This window comes from Mesorhizobium sp. WSM4815 (genome assembly GCF_055811575.1).
The window spans coordinates 136971-159566 of record NZ_JBVVQS010000099.1 but is presented as its reverse complement, the minus strand read 5'-3'; the positions used below and the strand labels follow the sequence as shown (position 1 = coordinate 159566).

Annotated in this window: 25 protein-coding genes; 15 read left to right on the top strand and 10 right to left on the bottom strand. The window is 62.7% G+C overall.

The window, feature by feature from the left end:
* Positions 1 to 115: 115 nt before the first annotated feature.
* From AC0L2B_RS23950 to AC0L2B_RS23940, 3 genes are all read left to right on the top strand, one after another.
* Positions 116 to 1435 (top strand): sugar ABC transporter permease, encoded by a 1320-nt coding sequence (locus AC0L2B_RS23950; protein WP_236368828.1) that lies wholly within the window; start codon positions 116 to 118, stop codon positions 1433 to 1435.
* A 93-nt stretch (positions 1436 to 1528) separates the two neighbouring features.
* The gene (locus AC0L2B_RS23945; protein ID WP_236368827.1) at positions 1529 to 2323 is read left to right on the top strand and encodes an ATP-binding cassette domain-containing protein; all 795 of its coding nucleotides are present in this window, start codon (positions 1529 to 1531) and stop codon (positions 2321 to 2323) included.
* A gap of 113 nt (positions 2324 to 2436) precedes the next feature.
* Positions 2437 to 4080 carry a CHASE domain-containing protein gene (locus AC0L2B_RS23940; RefSeq protein ID WP_473747076.1) on the top strand — a complete coding sequence of 548 codons (1644 nt, stop codon included), beginning with the start codon at positions 2437 to 2439 and terminating at the stop codon, positions 4078 to 4080.
* 138 nt (positions 4081 to 4218) lie between these two features.
* Here AC0L2B_RS23940 and AC0L2B_RS23935 read toward each other — a convergent pair whose 3' ends face one another.
* The 6 genes from AC0L2B_RS23935 to AC0L2B_RS23910 form a co-directional block, all read right to left on the bottom strand.
* Entirely contained in the window at positions 4219 to 4461 is a 243-nt protein-coding gene (locus tag AC0L2B_RS23935; RefSeq protein WP_091593242.1) for a YMGG-like glycine zipper-containing protein, read from the bottom strand.
* Between the two features lie 81 nt (positions 4462 to 4542).
* On the bottom strand, positions 4543 to 4869 hold the full coding sequence (locus tag AC0L2B_RS23930) for a hypothetical protein (RefSeq protein WP_473747075.1): 327 nt from the start codon (positions 4867 to 4869) through the stop codon (positions 4543 to 4545).
* A 204-nt stretch (positions 4870 to 5073) separates the two neighbouring features.
* Positions 5074 to 5256 carry a hypothetical protein gene (locus AC0L2B_RS23925; RefSeq protein WP_473747074.1) on the bottom strand — a complete coding sequence of 61 codons (183 nt, stop codon included), beginning with the start codon at positions 5254 to 5256 and terminating at the stop codon, positions 5074 to 5076.
* A gap of 176 nt (positions 5257 to 5432) precedes the next feature.
* Positions 5433 to 6497 carry a sensor histidine kinase gene (locus AC0L2B_RS23920; RefSeq protein ID WP_473747073.1) on the bottom strand — a complete coding sequence of 355 codons (1065 nt, stop codon included), beginning with the start codon at positions 6495 to 6497 and terminating at the stop codon, positions 5433 to 5435.
* 150 nt (positions 6498 to 6647) lie between these two features.
* Positions 6648 to 6815 (bottom strand): DUF1328 domain-containing protein, encoded by a 168-nt coding sequence (locus AC0L2B_RS23915; RefSeq protein WP_023797107.1) that lies wholly within the window; start codon positions 6813 to 6815, stop codon positions 6648 to 6650.
* A 230-nt stretch (positions 6816 to 7045) separates the two neighbouring features.
* On the bottom strand, positions 7046 to 7840 hold the full coding sequence (locus AC0L2B_RS23910) for a response regulator (RefSeq protein WP_473747072.1): 795 nt from the start codon (positions 7838 to 7840) through the stop codon (positions 7046 to 7048).
* A 236-nt stretch (positions 7841 to 8076) separates the two neighbouring features.
* Between AC0L2B_RS23910 and AC0L2B_RS23905 the strand changes: the two genes are divergently transcribed.
* On the top strand, positions 8077 to 8274 hold the full coding sequence (locus tag AC0L2B_RS23905; RefSeq protein WP_027153467.1) for a NepR family anti-sigma factor: 198 nt from the start codon (positions 8077 to 8079) through the stop codon (positions 8272 to 8274).
* 3 nt (positions 8275 to 8277) lie between these two features.
* The gene (locus AC0L2B_RS23900) at positions 8278 to 8829 is read left to right on the top strand and encodes an RNA polymerase sigma factor (protein ID WP_023797110.1); all 552 of its coding nucleotides are present in this window, start codon (positions 8278 to 8280) and stop codon (positions 8827 to 8829) included.
* 72 nt (positions 8830 to 8901) lie between these two features.
* Here AC0L2B_RS23900 and AC0L2B_RS23895 read toward each other — a convergent pair whose 3' ends face one another.
* Complete coding sequence (locus AC0L2B_RS23895) at positions 8902 to 9222, bottom strand: response regulator (RefSeq protein ID WP_473611003.1); 321 nt, start codon at positions 9220 to 9222, stop codon at positions 8902 to 8904.
* 501 nt (positions 9223 to 9723) lie between these two features.
* On the opposite strand from AC0L2B_RS23895, the gene AC0L2B_RS23890 reads away from it, so the two are divergent.
* Both AC0L2B_RS23890 and AC0L2B_RS23885 read left to right on the top strand, forming a co-directional pair.
* Positions 9724 to 10050, top strand: a complete 327-nt coding sequence (locus tag AC0L2B_RS23890; RefSeq protein WP_473747071.1) for an ElaB/YgaM/YqjD family protein — start codon at positions 9724 to 9726, stop codon at positions 10048 to 10050.
* Positions 10051 to 10061: 11 nt separating this feature from the next.
* On the top strand, positions 10062 to 10520 hold the full coding sequence (locus tag AC0L2B_RS23885) for a hypothetical protein (RefSeq protein ID WP_473747070.1): 459 nt from the start codon (positions 10062 to 10064) through the stop codon (positions 10518 to 10520).
* A gap of 97 nt (positions 10521 to 10617) precedes the next feature.
* Here the strand turns inward: AC0L2B_RS23885 and AC0L2B_RS23880 are convergent, their stop codons facing one another.
* Positions 10618 to 12135, bottom strand: coding sequence for a sensor histidine kinase (locus tag AC0L2B_RS23880; protein WP_473747069.1), 1518 nt, complete (start codon positions 12133 to 12135; stop codon positions 10618 to 10620).
* A 214-nt stretch (positions 12136 to 12349) separates the two neighbouring features.
* Here AC0L2B_RS23880 and AC0L2B_RS23875 point away from each other — a divergent pair, with 214 nt between their 5' ends.
* Entirely contained in the window at positions 12350 to 12550 is a 201-nt protein-coding gene (locus AC0L2B_RS23875) for a hypothetical protein (RefSeq protein ID WP_023797117.1), read from the top strand.
* A gap of 29 nt (positions 12551 to 12579) precedes the next feature.
* On the opposite strand, the gene AC0L2B_RS23870 is transcribed toward AC0L2B_RS23875, so the two are convergent.
* A complete protein-coding gene (locus tag AC0L2B_RS23870) occupies positions 12580 to 13500 on the bottom strand; it encodes a diacylglycerol/lipid kinase family protein (RefSeq protein WP_091593221.1) in 921 nt (306 codons plus the stop codon).
* A 284-nt stretch (positions 13501 to 13784) separates the two neighbouring features.
* Here AC0L2B_RS23870 and AC0L2B_RS23865 point away from each other — a divergent pair, with 284 nt between their 5' ends.
* Positions 13785 to 15308, top strand: coding sequence for a PRC-barrel domain-containing protein (locus tag AC0L2B_RS23865; protein ID WP_473747068.1), 1524 nt, complete (start codon positions 13785 to 13787; stop codon positions 15306 to 15308).
* A 49-nt stretch (positions 15309 to 15357) separates the two neighbouring features.
* On the opposite strand, the gene AC0L2B_RS23860 is transcribed toward AC0L2B_RS23865, so the two are convergent.
* Complete coding sequence (locus AC0L2B_RS23860) at positions 15358 to 16938, bottom strand: alkaline phosphatase family protein (RefSeq protein ID WP_473747067.1); 1581 nt, start codon at positions 16936 to 16938, stop codon at positions 15358 to 15360.
* A 232-nt stretch (positions 16939 to 17170) separates the two neighbouring features.
* Between AC0L2B_RS23860 and AC0L2B_RS23855 the strand changes: the two genes are divergently transcribed.
* From AC0L2B_RS23855 to AC0L2B_RS23830, 6 genes are all read left to right on the top strand, one after another.
* A complete protein-coding gene (locus AC0L2B_RS23855; RefSeq protein ID WP_473747066.1) occupies positions 17171 to 18103 on the top strand; it encodes a VOC family protein in 933 nt (310 codons plus the stop codon).
* 98 nt (positions 18104 to 18201) lie between these two features.
* On the top strand, positions 18202 to 18825 hold the full coding sequence (locus AC0L2B_RS23850) for an alpha/beta hydrolase (protein ID WP_473747065.1): 624 nt from the start codon (positions 18202 to 18204) through the stop codon (positions 18823 to 18825).
* A gap of 3 nt (positions 18826 to 18828) precedes the next feature.
* Complete coding sequence (locus AC0L2B_RS23845) at positions 18829 to 19128, top strand: GNAT family N-acetyltransferase (RefSeq protein WP_023797123.1); 300 nt, start codon at positions 18829 to 18831, stop codon at positions 19126 to 19128.
* Between the two features lie 245 nt (positions 19129 to 19373).
* Positions 19374 to 20432, top strand: a complete 1059-nt coding sequence (locus tag AC0L2B_RS23840) for a dipeptidase (RefSeq protein WP_473747064.1) — start codon at positions 19374 to 19376, stop codon at positions 20430 to 20432.
* 125 nt (positions 20433 to 20557) lie between these two features.
* On the top strand, positions 20558 to 21844 hold the full coding sequence (locus AC0L2B_RS23835; RefSeq protein ID WP_473747063.1) for a flavin monoamine oxidase family protein: 1287 nt from the start codon (positions 20558 to 20560) through the stop codon (positions 21842 to 21844).
* A gap of 266 nt (positions 21845 to 22110) precedes the next feature.
* Complete coding sequence (locus AC0L2B_RS23830; RefSeq protein ID WP_473747062.1) at positions 22111 to 22521, top strand: hypothetical protein; 411 nt, start codon at positions 22111 to 22113, stop codon at positions 22519 to 22521.
* Positions 22522 to 22596 lie beyond the last annotated feature (75 nt).

Below are 22596 nucleotides of genomic sequence, written 5' to 3'. Positions count from 1 at the left end.
CGCCGCGGCTTCACGCCGCGGCGTTTTTTTCAAAAGAGTTGTTTTTCCGCGTCTCGCGGGTAATTTCTAAGCTGCTTCCGGCATCCGCGGCAGACGGCAACGGTGGGAGGACATCATGACCGACACGACTTCCAACACGCCGGCTGCCGATCGGGCGCGTGAATCCGAGCTTAGCCCGTTCGGCCGCTTCCTCAAGGCAACCGAGCTCGACATACGCATGCTCGGCATGGTCGGCGCGCTGCTGATCATCTGGGTTGGAATCCACATCCTGTCGGGTGGGCTTTTCCTCACGCCGCGCAATCTCTGGAACCTGTCGGTGCAAACTTCCTCGGTCGCGATCATGGCGACCGGCATGGTGCTGGTCATCGTGATGCGCAACATCGATCTTTCGGTCGGCTCCGTCGAAGGCGTGATCGGCATGGTGATGGGCGTTGCGCAGGCAGAATTCCTCATCCGCGTCATGGGATTCCAGCTTGGAAATCCCTGGATATGGGTCATCGCACTGGCTGCCGGCGTGGCGCTCGGCCTCATGATCGGCGCGCTTCAGGGCTTCATTATCGCCTATCTCGAGGTTCCGGCCTTCATCGTGACGCTGGGCGGCCTGCTGATCTGGCGCGGCATGGCGTGGCTGATGACGAGCGGGCGCACCGTCGCGCCGCTCGATGCCACGTTCCAGCTGATGGGTGGCGGGCCGCGTGGCTCGATCGGGGCGACCGCGAGCTGGATTGTCGGCATTCTCGCCTGTGTGGCCGTCGCCTTGATGCTGCTCAACGGCCGGTCGCAGCGCAAGCGCTTCAAGTTTCCGTTGCGCCCGGTCTGGGCGGAGAGCCTGCTTGGTGTTGTCGCCTGCGCTGCCATCCTCGGCGCCGTCTGGATCGCCAATTCCTATCCCTGGCCGATCGGCATCGTGCGCCAATACGCCCAGCGGAACGGCATCACCATCCCCGAAGGCGGGCTGTTCATCGCCCATGGCATCGCCATACCGGTGCTGATCGCGGTCGCAGTCGGCATCGTCATGACCTTCATCACCCGGCGCACCCGTTTCGGCCGCTACGTCTTTGCCATCGGCGGCAACCCGGAAGCGGCGGAACTCGCCGGCATCAACACGCGCTGGGTGACCATGAAAGTGTTCATGATCATGGGCGTTCTGGCCGCGATCAGCGCGGCAATTGCTTCGGCCCGCCTCAATGCGGCGACCAATGCGCTGGGCACGCTGGACGAACTCTTGGTCATCGCAGCAGCCGTCATCGGCGGCACGTCGCTGGCCGGCGGCTCCGGCACGGTGCTCGGCGCCATGCTGGGCGCGCTTCTGATGCAGTCGCTGCAGTCCGGCATGGTGTTGCTCGGCATCGATTCGCCGCTTCAGAGCGTCGTCGTCGGCGCCGTGCTGGTCGTCGCCGTCTGGCTCGACACAGTCTACCGCAAGCGGGTCTGAGCATGATCCCGAGCCGAAGGTCCGCGTCAGCGAAAAGTGGACATCCGTTTCGGTCCAGCATCATGCTCGGCAAAACCATGGAAAGGAACGATCATGGCTGACACGACTGCTCCCACGCCACTGATCGATATGCGCAACATCTCGATTGCCTTCGGCGGCATTCGCGCCGTCGACGATGCGTCGATCGACCTTTTCCCGGGCGAGGTCGTGGCGCTGCTCGGCCACAACGGTGCGGGAAAGTCGACGCTGATCAAGATCCTGTCCGGTGCCTACAAGCGCGATTCGGGCCAGATCTTCGTCAATGGCGAGGAGGCTTCGATCGCCAATCCGCGCGACGCCAAGAAATACGGCATCGAGACGATCTACCAGACGCTGGCGCTCGCCGACAATGTCGACGCCGCCGCCAACCTGTTCCTCGGCCGCGAGCTGATGACCGGCTGGGGCACGCTCGACGATGGCGCCATGGAGGCCGAGGCGCGCAAGGTGATGGGCAGGCTCAATCCCCGCTTCCAGCGATTCAAGGAGCCGGTGGTCAAGCTTTCGGGCGGCCAGCGGCAGTCGGTGGCGATCGCGCGCGCCATCCTGTTCAACGCCCGCATCCTGATCATGGATGAGCCGACGGCGGCGCTGGGACCGCAGGAAACGGCGCAGGTCGGCGAACTGGTCATGCAGCTCAAGGCCGACGGCATCGGCATCTTCCTGATCAGCCATGACATCCACGATGTGTTCGAGCTTGCCGACCGCGTCTGCGTCATGAAGAATGGTCGGGTCGTTGGCACGGCGCGCACCGGCGACGTGACCCAGGACGAGGTGCTCGGCATGATCATTCTGGGCAAGTGTCCGCCAGGCGCCATACCGGGGCCAGGCGCGCTGAAGATCGCCGCCTGAAGCGTCAAATACCTGTCACGTGATATGCCAGCCGTCATGATGGTTTGGCCGCGCCATTGTGTTGCCACGGGGACTTGCCCATAAGATGGGGAACCATGGGTCGCAGCCGCAGCTTGAAGAAGTTCTTCCCGATCGTCGCTTTCATCGCCGTCGCGCTGATCAGCCTGACAATGGCGGGATTCGCCTATTTCGCCACGCAGGAAGCGGCGCGCATCAAATTCGAGGCGACGGCGGACGACGCCCTCAACCGGATCGATAGCCGCATCGACCTGCATCTGTCGATGCTGCGATCGACACACGCACTGTTCGAGGCTCGCAATGGTGACATTTCGCGGAGCGAGTTCAAGGCGTTCTTCGATGCGCTGGGTATCAACGACAATTTCGCCGGCCTGCGCGGCATCGGCTTTCTCCGGCTGGTGAGAGCCGGCGACGAGGCAGCGGTCGAGCGTGCCATCCAGCACGACTATGGCGTCAGCGATGCGATCTATCCGGCCACGACAACGCTGCCATGGCGTGCGCCCATCACGCTGTTCGAGCCACTGGATCCTTCCAATCAATCCGGCATCGGCTACGACATGTTCACCGAACCGGTGCGGCGCGAGGCGATCGAAAGGGCGATGGCCGACAATCAGCAGCACGCAAGCGGGCGCGTGCAGCTGGGCCAGGAAACAGGTGCTGCGCAGACCTTCACCGGCTTCCTGGTTTTCGTGCGGCTCAACATCGAAACCGCGGCGGACGGCATCGATGCGTCGAGATCGTCGACAACAGGCTTTCTCTATGCGGCGTTCCGCGCCCGCGACCTGTTCCAGACCGCGCTCAGCCGGACGCCGCTGCTGCCGGTCAACATCGAAATCTATGACGGCAAGGTGGATGCCGACCATCTTTTGTTCCAGTCGGAAACGCCACCGGCGTCGAGCTTCGGCGACAGGTTGCTGGTTTCTCGCGAACTCACCATCGCCGGGCGTCCGTGGACCGTCCTGTTCAGGCCGACAAGCGCCTTCTCGCAACCGTCCTCGCGCGCCATTCCGGTGATGCTCGGCCTGTTCGGCCTGCTGCTCGCGGGAACCATCGCGCTGGTGGCCCGCTATCAGGAGCGAGCCTATGACGCGGTCTCGCTGCTTCATGAGACGACGGAAAAAAGCCTGCTCGAAAAAGACCTGATGCTGCAGGAGATGAAGCACCGCATCAAGAACTCGATCACGCGGGTGCTGGCGATCGCGCGCCAGACGGCGTCGCACGCCACCGACGTCCACGAGTTCTCGTCTTCTTTTTCGGCCCGGCTGCAAGCGATGGCGGCGTCCCAGGACATGCTGACGCGCTCGCGCTGGCAGAAGGCCGATCTTGGCGATCTCTTGCGCATCGAGCTTGGCCAGGTGTTCGGCAAGGAGCTTCCCGACGGGATATTGTCGGGGCCAGAGGTGTTGCTCGACGAGACGACGACGCAAGCGCTCGGCCTGACCTTTCACGAACTGGCGACGAACGCGCTAAAATATGGCGAAACCGGCAATTCGGCCATTACCAGGAACGGCGACTGGTCGCTCAAGGTCGACTGGTCGGTCGAAGGCCACAGGAGCGACCGAACGCTAGTTCTCAACTGGCGCGAAGCCGGCAAGAAGAAGCTCGAACCACCGGTCAAAACCGGTTTTGGCACCAAGCTGATCGATCTGAACGTGACGCGCGAATTGCGCGGTACGATCAATCGCGATTTTCACGATAGCGGGCTGAGCGTGGAAATCAGGATCCCGCTGTCGGACTGAAAGGCTGCCGCGAACCGAGCGTTTTCGAAGACGCCCAAATGCAGCGCCCCAAATACAGCGCCCCAAATAAACCGGCCATGTAAACAGAGACCGGCTCGTCCGGTCTCCGATTCCAATGCCTCCTGCGTTTGAAACGGATCAGCAGCGCGCCGTAAACAGACGGCCACGGTTGTCGCGGTACTGGCAATAGCCATTGCGCAGGTTGCGCACCAGCAGGCCGGTACCGGCACCGATGGCTGCGCCCACCAGCGCACCCTTGCCGCCGTCAATCAGGCCGCCGGCCAGAGCGCCGAAACCGGCGCCGACGCCGACATCCTGCTCGGTGGTGCTGCAACCGCTGACCGCGATTGCGGCAACCATGGCAATAATCATCTTCCGCATAGGGTCACTCCTCGCCTTTGTCCTCACTTGTAGCTCCGCCCGTCATTTATCACGCGAAAAAGTGTTTTGCCCTGCTCGATTTCATTGTTGGCTAAGAGAATCTTTTTCGGGGCGCGCGCCGCTCGAGGCGACCTCGAGGTCGGAAATCTCCACGGAAGCGTCGAGCGTGCCGTCTCCGCGCACGTTCCAGACGATCTGGTCGTAATCATCCTCAAGTGCCGGGTCGACGGAAAGGCATTTGGCAATGATGCGCGGAGCCTGACCCTGCACATCGCCCATGGCAAACGGACGCGCCGCTGTACACTCCTGAGCGGTTTCGAAAACGCTCACCGATACGGGCAATTCGCGGCACTCGGTCATCGTGTTCGAACAGCCGATGACCAGCAGCACGGCAGCGATATGTTCCATGGCGACGGTCCTCCCGCCATAGAACGAGCCACATCCGCCAAAGTTCCGGTGATGCGGGCTGGCGCGACCATGGAGGACAGGCCGACGACAGGCAAGCCCAAGCCGCCGGCGCCTTGCGTCCGACGCTTTGCTTTAAATTGTTATCGCAAAACCACTGCACACCCCCGGTTCAAGCCTGAGGGCATGCTTTTCGCGTGACATGCATTAGACCAACTGGATCGCGGCGGCCAGGACGACCACTGCAGCCAGCCCGATTGCGGCGAGGCCGGGAATCGGCAGGGAAGCACGGGGCGACCGCATCGCCGATGCTTCGGGATCCTGGAACCCGCTCATCGAAACGCGTGCGGCCTGTTCCAGTCTGTTGATGTCGGCAACCGTCAAAGCCATTTCTCCCGTACTGCGCAGCAAACTGCGATCGAAAACGTCATGCGGAGTGATGCCTGAGAAGAACAGCATCGAACCTTATGGTGAACAGATGGTTAAGCCGGCGCGGCCGGTATCAATCCCCACCCCTCTTGGCCCTAACCCCTCGGCCAGTTCTCTTGGGCTCGGCTGTTGCCCGTTCAATCCGTCTCGAAATTGCTGCGAGGAACGACGAGATGGTATTCGAGACGATCCCCGCTGATTTCAAGTTTCGCCGTGCCGTTCAACGACGCAGGCACGACGCGCTCGAGCGCGACGCTGCCAAAGCGCTTCTCGCTGGGCTGATTGTCATTGGCTCCGATGGCTTCGGCCCATGTCAGCGACAGCGCGGTCTCGCCAGCGGCAGCCGCCGTCAGATCGGCCGTCACCTCGACGAACCCGTCGGCTCGCGACAGAGCGCCGTAGCTGACAGAATTGACGGCAAGCTCGTGCATGGCCAAGCCGATATGCAGGGCGGCATTGGGATTGAGGTATGGGTTTGCACCGCGAAAACGCAGGCTGCGCACAGGGTCGGCGCCATAGCGGCCGACCTGGCCGGACACCAGTTCGCGCAGTGCCGCTCCCCGCCAGTTGGACGAGGTCACCAGGTCCTGGGATGAGGCAAGTGACTGCAGCCGGCCGCGAAAGCGCGTCAGGAAATCGCTGAGCGTGTCCGAATAACGGCTGGTCTGGGTGGCGATGCTCTGGATGATGGCCAAAAGGTTCTTCGAACGGTGGCTGACCTCGCGCAGCAGCGTCTTCAGGGTTTGCTCGCGACGTTTCTGCTCGGTCGTTTCGACCATTGTGGTGACCACGCCCTGCACGGCGCCGCCGTCGTCATGATCCGCGTCTATCCATATTTGGAACCAACGGACGCCATCTTCGGCCGGAATGCTGAGCTCAAGATGTTCCGGATTGCCGGATGCGACGACCTTTTGTTTGGCTGCGCCGATGCGCTCCGCCTGCGCAAGCGGCAGGATGCCGTTGCCGTCGCCAGTGTCGGAAACCCCCATGTCGGAAACAACCGTGTCGGAAATCCAGGGCGGGCGCATGTTGCGGGCCCAGACGGTTTTCATCTCGCGATCCTGATAGAGAACCGAAATGCCGGCATTGTGCAGCGCATGGAGAAGGGCCCGGCCAAGCTGCATTCCACTCTCAGCGGACTGCAAAGCGATGATCTCATCGCTCCGTCCGCTGTCTCTCATGTCTCCGGCTCTGGATTGCATCGTTCACTTCACCCGCCCAATGCAGGCTGAACGGCTGACGGAAAATTGGGTTCCAAAAAGAAGTCCGCCGAGCGACGTCCGGCTAAGGACACCGCCCGGCGGTAGCTGGAAACCGCTTGAGGGGTGCGGCTCCCAGTGTTCGATCGCAGTTCACGACGCGCGTTTGAACAAGCCCGCAATAAGCGAAATGATCAGGAAAGCGAGGAAGATGAAAAACAATATCTGCGCTATACCGGCCGAGGTGCCGGCGATGCCGCCGAAGCCAAGAGCGCCTGCAATGATCGCAACGACGAGAAATACGAGGGCCCAGTAAAGCATGGTCCATCTCCTTCAAATAGTATGCCAAAAACGTCTTTCGCTGCCGTTTGTTCCAGCATTTCCCGAAAAAGACGTGCCCCGGAAAGCTTTCCCGCTCGAATTGGATCGTCATGCGCAGGTGAGTTGCAAGTGGCGTGTGCCGGCCGCAAGCGGCCAGCGTTACTCATCTGTGGAAAACGGGCGATCGGAGGAACTGTGGAAAGGGCCGCTCAGGGCCGGGCTGCCCGGCCCTATGCAGCGGCTTTCGCATGCCGGTCGAAGAAGAGCGCCTGGCTGATCAGGGCCTTGACCATCTCCGGATTGAACGGCTTGGTGACGAGGAAGGCCGGCTCCGGCCGCTCACCGGTCAGGAGGCGTTCGGGAAAAGCGGTGATGAAGATCACCGGCACCGGGGTGGTCGACAGGATCTCGTTGACCGCTTCGATGCCCGAGCTGCCGTCGGCAAGCTGGATGTCGGCCAGCACCATCTTCGGCCGCATCTTGGCGAACATCGCCACCGCCTCGGCATGGGTACGCGCCGTTCCGACAACGCGATGGCCCAGGCTCTCGACCATTTGCTCGATATCCATGGCGATCAGCGGCTCGTCCTCGATGATCAGCACATCGGTTGCCACCTGGCGGGAAATCTCGTTGCTGGCCTCGGCAAGAAGCTCGGAGAACTCCTGGTCGTCGACGTCGAGAATCTCCGCCGCCTCGTCTTCGCTGAAACCTTCGACGGCGACCAGCAGGAAGGCCTGGCGGGGACGGGGTGAGATCGCGTTAAGATTGGCGGCGGCGCGCTGTTCCCACGCCGATTGCGGGTGTTCCTGCGGAACGCGGATGGCGACCGAGGTGAACAGCCTGGCGAAGACCTTGTAGAGCGCGATGCGGTCGTTCGATGCGTTCGGAAAGATGTCGACGTCGGCGATGATGGCTTCGAGCATCGCGGCGACCAGCGCGTCGCCACTCTCCTGCGATCCGGAGACGGCCCGCGAAAAGCGGCGCAGGAACGGCAGGTGTGGAGCGATGGTTGCGGACAGGCTCATGATGGACGTCTCCCTCTGACGTAATTGCATAGATTGCAGGCCAAGCTGATGACAAGCCCCGAGAATAAACCCTGAAAACATAAACGCCGGCTTTCCCAAAAAGTTCCGAGGGCTTGGAACTAATGTACGCCGAAGGCGTTTGAGATCGGGACGGGCAACCAGACGAGGGGGCCACCTGCTTTGCGTCGCGTATTGAAGGGCGGCAGGGTACTGGGAACAAAGGGCGAAATGACGACATGAGGAAAGACAACACGGCTGGCGCTGCAACGAACAGGCGCCGGGCTGCTTCCGGCGACCCGCTCGGGCCAAACTCGGAAATCGGCCGCAAACTCAAACAATATTACGACGAGCTGGTCTCCGACAGCGTGCCGGATCGCTTCGCCCAATTGCTCAGCCAGTTGGAACAGGCCCAACCTGCACGGAAAAAGGACTGAGGCATGGCGGCCGTCTCCCAGAGCTTCAAGACGGATCTGCTCGCCTCGATTCCGAGCCTGCGGGCCTTTGCCGTGTCGTTGACGCAAAACGCCGACAAGGCCGACGATCTGGTCCAGGAAACGCTGGTCAAGGCGTGGGACAAGCATGAGAGCTTCGAGCCGGGCACCAATCTCAAGGCATGGCTGTTCACCATCCTGCGCAACGAATTCTATTCGCAGATGCGCAAGCGCGGCCGCGAGGTGCAGGATAGCGACGGCATCATGACCGCCAGACTGGCGGTCCATCCGGCCCAGCACGGCCAGCTCGACCTCAAGGACTTTCGGAGCGCGCTCGAGCAATTGCCAGAGGACCAGCGCGAAGCCATCATCCTCATCGGCGCGTCGGGGTTTTCCTACGAGGAAGCCGCCGAAATTTGCGGCTGTGCGGTCGGAACGATCAAGAGCCGCGTCAGCCGCGCCCGCACGCGGCTGCAGGAAATCCTGAAGATTTCCGGCGACGACGAGTTTGGCCCGGATGCGATCTCGGCTCAGGTGACGGGGTCGAACGCCGCCTGAATACGCACCACCGGTAATGTGGGACCCTGTAATTGATGTCGGGCCCGGTAATCGGGCTCCGGTTTGCGGACATCAAACAACAGGGCCGCGCCCACACGCCGCCGCCACTGCCTGCACGAGATCGTCTCCCGAATAAGGCTTGGTGACCAATCTGACATCCGGAAAGGACACCCTGATTTCGTCCATGTCGGAATAGCCCGAGGCGAAGACGAAAGGCACACCCGATTCGCGCAGCCGCGAAGCGAAATCGAGTGTCGAAGCGCCGCCCAGCATGAGATCGACGATGGCAGCGTCGAATTGCGAGGCAACGCTCTTCCGATCGATCTCAGCCAGATCGCGGGCGACGATCACATCCCCGGCGCCATAGTCGCGGCAAAGCTGCTCGACATCCATGGCGATCAGGAATTCATCCTCCAGAACAAGAATCCGCAATCCGTCAAGCAAGGGTGGCACGTGGCAATGTCTCCGTGGAGCGCAGGGAACAGGGAGCGCAAGGGATAGAGGAGTCATGATCTCTATTTGGCTTCCTGTCATTTAAAGTTATTTCGCATCCTGTCATTTAAAAAAGGTATGCCGCCGCAGATGGCGGGAACCTCGACGCCTGCCGGCGTTCGCTACCGCCTTCCGCAAGCGGGCCCGTTTCGAAGAGGGAATGAAATGTCTGGCCAGAACGGCCGTTCCTGGTCCGCCCGCCGGTATTCGGGTGAGAACTGCCCAGAACTCGCCCGCTGGGAAGGGTTGAGCGAAGGTCGCCGACCGCTGATCTGGGCGGCTGCCGGAGACGTGCCGGGCTGGACTCGGCTGCGTAAACACCCTTTCATGGCAGTTGTTCCGATTTCGGAACCTTGGGGTGGGTCGAACGTTTCGACCCGAGCAAACGCAAGGAGTCAAGCAATGGCGACTGCCGCAGGAAAGTCCCCGAACGAAAGTCGGCCGAATTCGGACCTTGAAGAAGACATCAGGCAGCTGAAAGTCGACATTCAGAAACTCACCGAACAGCTGGCCGAGACCGGCCAACACGGTTACGGGGCTGCTCGTCGGGTTGCCGCGGAAGGGGTCGAGCAATTGCGCTCCCAAGGCGAAGCAGCCTTTGAAAATATGCGTAACAACGCCAAGGATATCGAAGCTCAAGTGGTGGCGAGCGTGCGCGAAAAGCCGGTCACGTCGCTGGCAATCGCGGCAGGCGTCGGCTTTCTGTTTGCGCTTCTCGCACGCCGCTAGTCTCAGCCCAGATGCTGGCATCGTTGATCTCGGCTCTTGCCTCAGGTGAAGTCGTTGCAGCCGTGCGCCGCGCGCGCACGGCTGCGATCGTCTATGCGCTCGCAGCACTTGCCGCACTGTGCGGCCTCGGTTTCCTCGTCGGAGCGGCCTATGTCTGGGTGGCGGGTCGCTATGGGCCGATGGCAGCCTGCCTTGGTTTCGGGGTCGGCTTCCTGCTGATCGCAGGGCTCCTCCTGCTCATCCATCAGCTGTCGGCTGGCGCGCGCGCCCGACGCCGGGCGCGGAGGCGCAATGCCGATATGAAGGCGGTCGGCATCACGGCCGCGCTCGCCGTGCTGCCGGCGCTACTCAAGGGGAAAGGCGGCTTGGGCACGATACTCGCCCCGGCGATTGCACTCGCCGCCTACGCAATCTACCGCGAGAACACAAAGCCCGATGCCGACGATCCGGATGCCGGCGAAGCGAAATAGCTCGAAGTGATTCTTCTTCGGGTTGGCAATGATCCGAAAAACCGGGTTCCACTTTTCCCTGACATGGACCTTTGGTTCGAGATCCATGGTCGAGCCGTCACTTCGGCAGATCCTCCAGCGGCATCGATATTTCGGCGAATACGCCTTCCGGCCGGAATTCGTGGGTCACTTCACTGGAGATGACCTTGGCCAGGCTGCGGCGGATCAGGATCGAGCCGAAGCCGTGGCGTTCGGGCGAGGCAACTTCAGGCCCGCCGCTTTCGCGCCAGGTCAGGACCAGGCGCCGAGCGCCTTTCCTAACCTGTGCCTTCCAGTCGAGATCGACCTTGCCCGAGGCCGCCGACAGCGCTCCGTGTTGCAGCGCGTTGCTGGCCAGTTCATGCAGGATCAGGCCAAGCCCGACTGCCTGGTCAGGCGAAAGCAGCAGATCGGCGCCTGAGATCGTCATGCGCGGCTGATCGGCGGTGTCGAACGGCTTGACCTCGATCTGCACGAGTTCGCGGATGCCAATGCCGCGCCACTCGCGGTCGGACAGCAGGCTGTGGGCGGCGCCCAGCGCCTGAAGCCTGGAGCTGAAGGCGTCGAGGAAATCCCTCGGCTGGCGGGCATGGCGAACTGTCTGCGTCGCCAGCGCCTGGACGGTGGCCAGCGTGTTCTTGACGCGATGGTTCAGCTCGCGCAGCAACAGCCGCTGCCTCTCATCGCCGAGCTTGCGTTCGGTGATGTCGTAGTTGACGCCGAAGATCAGCGTCGGCTTGCCGTCGCCGTCACGCTCGATGACCCGGCCGCGCGTAGCGAGCCAGCGCGGCGGGCTGAGGCCCTTGACGCGGTATTCGCCAAAATAATCGTCGCCGCCGCTCAGCACGTCGCGAAAGCGCGTCTCGGTCTGGTAGGCGTCACGCGGGTCGATGGCGGCGAGGATATCGCGTGCTCTCAGCCGGGTCGAGCGCGGCAGGTCGAACAGCTCGGACAATCGGGCATCGCATTCGATCATATCGCTATGGATATCCCATGCCCAGCTCGCGAGCGATGCGGCATCGAGCGCAATGCCGCGCCGCTTTTCCTCGCGCGCCAGTGCCGCAGCGGCGCTGGCGGCGTTGCGGGTGGCGTCCTTCAATGCGAACAGGCTGGCAGCGAGGCTGGCGAGCGCCGTCAATTGTTCGAGCTGGGCGGCAGACGGCGACCCGCGCGGCCTCCGGTCGAGCACGCAGAGCGTGCCGATCCGGGCACCGGCCACCACAATCGCCGCACCCGCATAGAAACGGAAATGATGCTCGCCAGTGACCAGCGGGCTGGCGTTGAAGCGTGAATCCATGGTCGCATCCGTCACCACCATCGGCTGGTCGCCGGCAGCAATGGTGTGGGCGCAGAAGGATGTATCGGTCGCGGCCTCGGTCTCGTCCAGGCCGACACAGGACGTGAACCACTGCCGCTCGACATCGACGAGCGTCACCAGCGCGACAGGTGTTTGCATCACCGCGGCGGCGAGCCCACTGATAGTGTCGAAGTCAGGATCGGCCGCCGTGTCGATTGCATCGAGATCATGGAGCACGGCAAGCCGATCCTGCGCCGTTACCACGCTAAGGACATCGACCGGCAGATTCGGCTTTGTCACTACCCTGCTATCCACAAGTCCCCCAGATGCATCGGCTTGCAGCCATCCGCGCTGGGCCCAGTTGCCGGGCCCTGAAACCGGAACCTTCGCCCTGAGGAACCGTTACCCAACCACACTTTGCCAGCCGCGCCGCCAGCGCCAACCGACATGCCAGCGCCAACCGACATGCCAGCGCCAAACGAAATGCCAGCGCCAACCGAAATGGAGGCCGATCATGCCCAAGATCGTTCCTGAAGACAAAGCCCGGCAGGGACGCTGGGGGTGGCACACCTTCCGTATCTTGATCGCTGCGCTGCTTTTGGCGTTTATCGCCTGGGGCATCGCCGAGATCTACGGCAACATGATAGACCGGACGCCGACAACCGAACAGGGCGAGCTTCCCAGGAACGAGCAGGGCGAGATTCCCAGAGGCTGAAGCCTTCCGATCGACTGTGCCGGGATGCATCACGCTGCCCTCGCCTGGACGGCGCGCGCCGGGACGAGAACGTTCAGCGCACCAGGATGAATTTCGATCGTCGTTTCGCGGTCAAGCCTGACCAGTTCGCCATCCATGACGGCGCGAAATTTCTTCGCAGCCGAGTGGAGTTTCAAAACGGCCCGGTCAGCCTGGTGGATCTCCACATGCTCGCTGTCGCGCCATTTGCCGCGCGCCATGTCGAAGAGGACCCTGACCAGTTCGCCACGCCGCCGCGCCACCGTGACATAGATGCCGAGCACGCCGCCGGCGGGATTGTCGGCATAGGGCAGATGACCCTCACCGAACAGATTGTTGGTGATGCCGATGCCGGTGGTGCGCGTCACGATCTCGGCCTCGCCGATGGTCAGCGTCACCTTCATCGCCGAAGGGTTGTTGATCGCCGCCCAGGCAGCCTTTGCCGAGGCCCGCATCTTTCCCAACCGCGAGCCATACTCCATGGCTTGGCGAAGCTGGACCATCCTGGCATGCATGCCGATCGAGAATTGATGCACGAATGGCTTGCCGTTGGCGGTTGCCATATCGACTGCAATAACCTCACCGTCGGCAAAGGATTTCACGGCCGCGTCAAGGGTTTGTGGAATGCCGAGCCCGCGCGCGAACAGGTTCATCGTGCCAGCCGGTAAAATGGCAAGCGCTTTCTTGCTGCCCATCAACCGAGCCGCCGCGGCCGAAATGGTGCCGTCGCCGCCACCGGCCAGCACAATGTCGACACTATGCCTGGAAGCGATGCGGTCCAGCGTTGCGACAATGTCCCTGCCGGCAACGATTTCGATATCGATGCGGTGGCCTGCTGCCTCCAATGTCTGGCGCATTCGGTCGGTGAAGGCGGAGAGATCAACCGTTCGCAGGGTGCCGCCCTCCTGGTTCAGCACCGCCGCAAATCGCATTCCCCCGCTCCGATTTTTCTTGGCTACCATTGGATAATCATCGGCCGTAACAGACCGAGCCATGGGCCGAAACGGGGCGGTTGAAAAAAAGTTCCGCAGCTCTAACGAAAATACAGGAGCCAATCTCACCCGGCCAAACGCATAATTGAGCGCGATTCGGGTGGTTTTTTCACAACGCTCGCCCTGGTGTCGGAACAACGGCGCGGTCACGACGTTGTGAATGTGTAACGCCGCGACCGAGCTCCCTTGCTCGCGGCCAGAGATAACGCACGAGGAGGATTACGATGATCCGCACCCTTTTATCCACCACCGCACTGGCAGCGTTGATTGCGACCGGTGCGTATGCGCAGGAAGCCACAACACCGGCGCCCACCCAGGAGCCGGCGGTCCAGGAGACCGCTCCGGCGGCTCCCGCTGCGCGGGCCGAGGGCAGCCTGATGACCAATATCATTGGTGAATCCGTCTATAACGGCACCGGCGACGATGCCGAGAACATCGGTGAGGTCAGTGACGTCGTCTTCGATGAAAACGGTCAGGCGAAATCCGTCGTCATCGGCGTCGGCGGCTTTCTTGGCGTTGGCGCTAAGAATGTCGCTTTCGACTACAACAAGCTGCAATGGGCCGAACGGAATGGCGACCGCTGGCTGATTGCCGAAACCACAAAGGATGAGCTGACGGCTCAGCCGGACTTCGACCGCACGCCATACGATCCGGCTCCTGCGGCCACCGACACCACGGCTACGGCTCCCGCTCCATCGACCTCGACGGATACAACGGCGCAAAATGCTCCGGCGGCTCCAGCCGATAGCGCCGCAGCTCCGGCCGAACCTGTGAAGAGTGCCGACGGCAACCTTGCCACGAATATCATCGGCGAAACCGTCTATAACGGCACTGGCGACGACGCTCAAAACATCGGCGACGTGAACGACATCGTTCTGGCCAAGGATGGCAAGGCCGAGTCGCTGATCATTGGCGTCGGCGGCTTCCTCGAGGTTGGCGAAAAGAATGTCGCCTATCAGTTCGACAAGGCCAAGTGGGCGGAGAGGGATGGCGATCGCTGGCTGGTGGCCGAGACCACGAAGGAAGACCTGGAGGCGCTGCCGGAGTTCGACCGCAGGCCTTATGATCCCGCCCCGGCGACAACCGCATCGACTGACGCGGCGACGCCGGCGCCAGTAACCACCACCCCTGCTGTCACTGCGGCTCCAGCCCCTGCGGAGAAGACTGCGGAAGCTCCGGCGGCAACGCCTGAACCCGCTGCTCCGGCTCCAACGGACAAGACAGCCGAGGCTCCGGCGACGACGCCAGACACGACTGCTCCGGCACCGGCGGACAAGACGGCCGAGGCTCCGGCTGCAGCAACGCCTGACACCACTGCTCCGGCACCGGCGGACAAGACGGCCGAGGCTCCGGCTGCAACAACGCCTGACGCAACCCCCGACCAGACGAAGACCGCGGCGATCGACAAGTCGGCGCTGACCGAAATGCCGATCAACGAAATCCGCTCCGAGGATTTGGTTGGAACCACCGTCTATGGCGCCAACGATGTCAACGTCGGCGAGATTGGTGACGTCGTGCTGACCGGCGACAAGAAGGTCGACGCCGTCATCATCGACGTCGGCGGTTTCCTCGGCGTTGGCGAGAAGGAAGTGGCGATCGGCATGGACAACCTTAAATTCATGACCGACAAGGATGGCAATCGCTATCTCTACACGAACTTCACCAAGGAGCAGCTCGAGGCGCAGGCCCCCTATGACAAGGCCACATATGCGCAAAACCGCGACACCCAGCGCATGATGATGCGCTAGCTTGCGCCAACGATGAAAGAGGCCCGCGCCGGCAACGGCGCGGGCCTTTTCATGACAGGAAAAGTGGCAGGCCTGCGACGTGGCCGACCACGCCATCCTCGGTCAGTTCGGCAAGCGCCAGCGACTGATCGAGATGTTCGGCCCGCCAGGCAAGCAGCCTTTCGGCAAGCTCCAGCCGGACCGGCAGATAGGCCGGATCGGCAGCGACATTGCTCAGTTCGTCCTGATCCTTCTCCAGGTCGAACAGCAGCGGCGGCAGGCCGCCGGCGAAATGTACATATTTGAATTGTTTCGTGCGGATGACCGCCAGATTGCACTGGCGCGGACCGATGCCGAAATGGCGCTCGGCATCAGCGTCGGCAACCGAGCGGAAATCGAACTCCCAATGCGCGGCCTCGCGCCTATTGTCCGGCTCCCCGGCATCCAGGAACGGCTTCAGCGATTGTCCGTCGAGATGCGGCGGGAATACCTCGCCAAGCAGATCGAGCAATGTCGGCGCTATGTCGACTGCTTCGGTGAAGCGGTCGACGCTGGCGCCGGCCGCCTTGCGGCGACGCGGGTCGCGGATGATCAGCGGAATATGAAAACTGCCGTCGAAGAAGCCGCCCTTGCCCAGCATGAAATGGTCGCCCATCATCTCGGCATGGTCAGAGGTCAGCACGACGATGGTGTCGTCCCAGGCATCCGCCGCCTTGACCGCCTGCCAGATGCGGCCAAGCTGCGCGTCGACTTCCGAGATCATGCCGTAATAGAGCGCGCGGATGCGGCCAAAATTGTCGTCGCCCCAGTCGCGCACCTTGCCCTCGGCGCCGGGGCGGAAATTTGCCCGCTGCTGCTGGTCAAGTTCATAGGCGAGGTAGGGGTGGCTCTGCGCCTCGGCCTGCCAGTTCGCGGCGCGGCGGAAGGCTGTTCCGTCGGCTGGGCCATACATGCTGTTGTAAGGCTCCGGCACGATGAAGGGCGGATGCGGGCTGAGGAAGGAAAGATGCGCGAACCACGGTGTACCGCGCTCCTGTTCGCCGAGCCAGCGGACGAATTCGCCGGTCAGGAAGGCGGCTGGGGTCTCGTCCTTCGAGTAGACGGGCGGTGAGGTGGTCACGGCGCCGTCCGTCGTGGCAGCAACGATTTCGTCCGCTGGGCGATGGATATCGGGAAAACCGGCGCTGCTATCGATGCCGCGCGCCTTGAGCCATGACAGCCACGGTTTCTGGTGCTCCGGCAGGAGTTGGCGCACGGTGAAGCCGGGCAGCACGCCTTCATAGCTTTTCAGCCGCGGGTCGCCTGGCGCCAGCATGCGCGGATCGGGCGACACGTCGGTATAGCCGAACAGCGTCGGATCATAGCCGAGACTGCGTGCCGAGAGCGCGATGTTGCCATGGCGGGCGTCGAGCGGCGTGCCGTTGCGGCAGACGCGGTTGTTCATCTGGTAAAGGCCGGTGTAGAGGCAGGCGCGTGCCGGCGAGCAGGGCGCCGCCCCGCCAAAATGCTGTCGAAACAGCACACCCTCGGCGGCGAGCGCATCGGCATTCGGCGTTCGCACCACCTTGTGGCCTGCCGCCGACAGGCAGTCGCCGCGCCACTGGTCGCAGGTGATCAGGAGAACATTCGGGCGTCTGTCTTTTCTGACCAATGCGGGTGTCCTTCATTGAAAACCTGTCGCGAATACCTGCCGATCACGGGAGCCGAATTTTTGTTGCGACACAAGCCTCAGGTGTTCGCAAAATGGTGAACAAAAGTCGCTTTATTGTTCACTTATAGAGCACAGTCTATTCTGTGTTTGCGGCCTTTGCCGCCGGCTGGCGGCTCCTCATATTGGCGTGGACCGCGGCATGGGCCGCACAGGACAAGGAAGGAGCAGGAAAATGCTCGACCAGATCAAGGGTCTGCATCACGTCACCTCGATGGCCAGGGATGCGCGCCAGAACAACGAGTTCTTCACAAAAAAGCTCGGCCTGCGCCGGGTCAAGAAAACCGTCAATTTCGACGCGCCGGATGTCTACCATCTCTACTATGCCGACGAGCTCGGTACGCCCGGTTCGGTGATGACCTATTTTCCGTTCCCCAACATCGGCAAGGGCCGCCACGGCGTTGGCGAGGTCGGCACCACGGTCTATTCGGTGCCCGAAGGCACGCTTGCCTATTGGGAAAAGCGTTTTGCCGATGAGGGCGTCGCCGGGCTGTCGCGCGAAGAGAGCTTCGGCGACAAGCGCCTTGGCTTCGCCGGTCCCGATGGCGACGGGTTTGCGCTGGTCGAGAACAAGACCGACAGCCGTGCGCCGTGGGCGAAGGGCAATGTTCCGTCCGACGAGGCGATTCGCGGCTTTCACTCGGTGTCGCTCAGGCTGAAGGATGGCGGCGCCACGGAGGAGCTGCTGAAATTCATGGGCTATGAGGAAGTCGACACGTCCGGCACTGTAAAAAGGCTGGCGGTGAAGGACGGCAACGGCGCCAACCTCGTCGATATCGAATCGCTGCCGGGCGCCGCTTTTGCCGATCTCGGCGCCGGCTCGGTCCACCACGTCGCCTTCGCTGTCGAAAACCGCGCCAAGCAGCTCGAAGTGCGCAAGGCGCTGATGGACACCGGCTACCAGGTGACGCCGGTGATCGACCGTGATTATTTCTGGGCGATCTATTTCCGCACGCCGGGCGGCGTGCTGTTCGAAGTCGCCACCAACGAGCCGGGCTTCGACCGCGACGAGGACGCCGCCCATCTCGGCGAGGCGCTGAAGCTGCCGTCGCAGCACCAGCATCTGAGGCCCTATCTCGAGCAACATCTGCAGAAGCTGGAAGACTAAAAGCGCACCGCGTTTGACCAGGTTGGGCGACGCGCCTTTAGTTTGGTCATCGCAAAACCGCTGCGCACTTTTGCGCGACATGCATTAAGGACAAGGCCATGAGCAAGGACGCTTACACCTACAAGACACTGCCGGGTTCGCCTGATGGATCGCTGCTCTTCGTCTTCCACGGCACCGGGGCCGACGAGAACCAGCTTCTGTCGCTCGGGCGTGATCTCGCGCCGCAGGCGACTATCGTTTCGCCGCGCGGCGATGTCTCGGAAGACGGTGCTGCGCGCTTCTTTCGCCGCACCGGCGAGGGCGTCTATGACATGGACGACCTGGCGCGGGCGACGGACAAGATGGTCGGCTTCGTCAAGGCGCATATCGAGGCGGCAAAGCCCGCGTCGGTGCTTGGCCTCGGCTATTCCAACGGTGCCAACATCCTGGCCTCGGTGGTATTCGCGGCGCCCTCTCTGTTCGAGGCGGCGGTGCTGATGCATCCGCTGATCCCATTCGAGCCGGAAATCGAGGGAAGTCTCGCCGGCCGCCGCATCCTGGTCACAGCAGGCAGGCGCGATCCGATCTGTCCGCCGAACCTGACGTCGCGGTTAGAAGCCTATTTGCGCGCCAATGGCGCCGATGTCACAGTGGAGTGGCACGACGGCGGCCATGAGGTGCAGTCGAACGAGATCGAGGCGGCGCGGCGGTTCCTGTCCGCTACGCCGGCAGAAGGAGCGTAAGCAATGCCTGACCAATTGCCGGAGGTCGAACTGGAGGATCGCGGTTCCAAGGGCCGTTATCTCCTGCGCGGGCCTGACGGCGCCGAGGCGGAGATGACTTTTACCAAGGTCGGCGAGCACCAGATAATCATCGACCACACCGAAGTGCCGGATGCGTTTCGCGGCCAGGGCGCGGGACTTAGGCTCGTTACCCGCGCCGTCGAGGACGCGCGCGCGGCGGGCAAGAAGATCATTCCGCTCTGCCCGTTCGCCAACGCCCAGTTCCGGCGTCACCAGGAATGGGCCGACGTGCTGAAGCAATAGTCGGTCGTGGCTCCCCCTTCTCCCCTTGTGGGAGAAGGTGGCCGCGAAGCGGCCGGATGAGGGGTGTTCCAGCTTGGCACCAACAGCACTCCGTCCAGCACCCCTCAACCGTCTTGGCGCTACGCGCCAATCCACCTTCTCCCACAAGGGGAGAAGGCAAGACCGCGCTCGACTTGCCTAGTGGGTATTGCCTTGCCTAAGTAGGATATTGCCCGCCCGACCAATCGAACCGAAATGATCCCTTGATGACCGAAACCGATCTTGTCCCCGTCTTCGACGGCCACAACGACACGCTGCTCAGGCTCTATCAGTCGAAAGACGCGGATGTCGAAAAGCTGTTCATCGAGGGAACATCGGGTGGCCACATCGACCTGCCGCGTGCGAAACAGGGCGGCTTTGCCGGCGGCATGTTCGCAATCTTTCCGCCGCCGGTCGAGAAATCCAAGCGCAGTGCGGTTCCTCCCGCGCCAAGCGATATCGAGCCCTTGCCGCCCGAAATTCCGCGCGCCGACGCGCTTGCTTCCACAATCGCCATGGCCTCGATCCTGTTCAGGCTGGAACGAGCGTCGGCGCTCACCGTCTGCCGCAGCGCCGGCGATGTGCGAAACGCGATGGCGCAAGGGGCGATCGCAGCGGTGTTCCATATCGAAGGCGTCGAGGCGATCGACCCCGAACTGACCATGCTCGACGTGCTGCATGCGGCCGGCTTGCGCTCGCTCGGCATCGTCTGGAGCCGCCCGAACGCTTTCGGCCATGGCGTGCCGTTCCGTTTCCCGTCGACGCCCGACACCGGACCTGGCCTGACCGATGCCGGCAAGGCGCTGGTCAAGGCCTGCAACCAGCTCGGCATCATGGTGGATCTTTCGCACCTCAACGAGAAGGGGTTTCGCGACGTCGCCGAGATCAGCGACGCACCACTGGTCGCGACCCATTCCAATGTCCATGCGATCTGCGGCCATTCGCGTAACCTCACCGAATGGCAGCTCGGCGCGATCCGCGACTCGGGCGGCATGGTCGGGCTGAATTTCGCGACCGGGTTTTTGCGCGAAGACGGCAGGATGAATGCCGATACCAGTCTCGACGTCATGGTGCGCCACGTCGATTCACTGCTGCAGGCTTTGGGCGAAGACGGCGTCGGGCTCGGGTCCGACTTCGACGGCGCCATGATCCCGGCTGTGATCGGCGACGTCACCGGCCTGCCGAAGCTGCTCGACGCGTTCGCCGCGCACGGCTTCGGTCGCGCGCTGATCGAGAAGATCGCCTACCGCAACTGGATAAGCATGCTGGAAAAGACCATTGGCTAAAGCGGGTCGCCCGGCGGAGCGACCTGCAATTCGATCGAGTGGGGGTTGATGATTTCGACAGGACCGTTGTCTCCGAAGCTCAAGCCGCGGATGATTGCGGACTTCGAGACCTTCAGGGCCGGCTCTTGAAGCGCCAGACCGCACGAACCGATGTCGCCATCGTCGGCGCCGGCTTTACCGGCCTGTCAGCCGCGCATGAATTGAGCAAGGCCGGCATTAATCTTGCGCTGCTCGAGGCGCGCGGCCGCGTCGGCGGGCGGGTCGAGTCCCAGTGGAACGGGCTTGGCGAGCGGATCGACAGCGGCGGTCAGTTCCTGTGCGAGGACATGCGGGAACTGATGGCCCTGGTGCGAACGCGCGGCAAGACGTTGATCGAGACCTATGCCAAGGGCGAGTTCGTTGCCCAGCCGCTGACCGGCGCAAAGCAAGTCGAGCGAATCTACCACGCCTCGATGTCGATCCGCGACCGCATGAACGCGATCGCACCGGGCGATCCGGCTATCGCCGGCTTGACCGTCGCCGCATGGCTCGATCGCCAGAACGATCCCGGCGGGGCCAAGGCGGCTTTCCGCTCGATGATCGAGGGCCTGTGGTGCCAAGCGCTCGAAAAACTGCCGCTTTGGCACCTCATCGACAATGACCGCCGTATCACCAACGAGGTGTCGGAGCTGCAGTATTTCGTGCTCGAAACCATGCAGTCCCTGGCGGATGATCTGGCTGGCGACCTCGGCGACCGCCTGCGATTGAACGCGCCGGTCAGAACGATCGAGCGCAGACCGGGAGGCATGCGTCTCGCGTCGACGACGGGCTCGATCACGGCTCGAATAGCGCTGATCGCCATGCCGCCGATGATGGCTTCGAAGCTGGACTTCGCACCGCCGCTGCCGGCTGCCTTGCAAAAGGCTCTCGGCGTCTGGCAAAGCGGCGCGGTGATCAAAGTACAAATGCGCTATGCCACCGCGTTTTGGCGCGCCAAGGGCCTGAGCGGCATGGTGATGTGGCGCGATCCGCCGGCACTTTTTGCCTGTGACGTCAGCAAGGATTGTGGCCACCCTGCGTTGGTCGTCTTCGTCGGCGGGCCGCTTGCCCTCCGCTGGCGGGAACTGGGAGATGCCGCGTTGCGCACCGAGGTTATGGCGCGGCTGAGGCAGGCGCTCGGCACGGACGCGGACGGCTTCATCGACTTCAGCTGTCGCGACTGGACCGATGATCGCTGGAGCGGTGGCGGCTACGCCGATCTCATCATCGATACGAGCGCCACCGGGGCCGAACAAACCATCCTGGCCGGCGCGCCGCCGGTGTATTTCGCATCCTCGGAATTGTCGCCGTCGTTTCCGGGCTATGTCGAAGGCGCAATCGTGGCTGGGCGCATTGCGGCACAGAAAATCCTCAGGGAATTTAATCCGCAGTAATCACGCGCCTCATGGCCGCAGGCGAGGGCGTCTCAAGCGGCGACTGGATGCCGCTGGGCCAGAGCGGCGCGATTTGATCCCGTGAACATGCGACTGCACGAAAAGAGTTCGGCAACGAACTGCCTCGCCCCTGGGATGACCGGATGCGCCCGCCGAATTCCCGTTTCAAAGCTGTTACACGGTCCGTTTGCGTGCGTCGTTCGTCGGTTACAAGGTGCGACTAAGTTCGTTTCAATAAAAAAAGAAGATCGACGAAGGGAAACGCGATGTATACGAAAATCCGGACTGCCTGCAATGATCGCCGTCTGCAAGGGCTGAAGGGCAAGGATCGGCGGCCGAAGCTGGCGCTGCGCCAGCGCGCCAACGACCATCCGATGGCGCTGTTCGTGGTGCTAGGCGCCGCCGCGTTCGCCGGCATGGCGTTCGCGCCGACTGTTGGCCCCGCCTTTGCTTCACTGAACCCGCCGGCAAACATCGTCAAGGGCGCGCCGACCACGACCAAGACCGCGCGGCTGCCGATGCCGGAGATCGATTTTGTCTGCAAGGGGCAGGCCTGGGGCGCCGAGAGTGCGGAGTGCCTGCGCGTCATTGCCGAGCAATCCGGCATTCACAAGGCCCGCGCGGTTCGCGTGATCGCCAATGCCGCGCCGCTGACCGATACGCCGAACGTTTTTTGATGCCCGAGCGACCCCTCCAGCGCTCCAGGTAGGCTCCCGCCGCATCCTCGGCCGGGAGTCTTTTTTCTCTGGAAA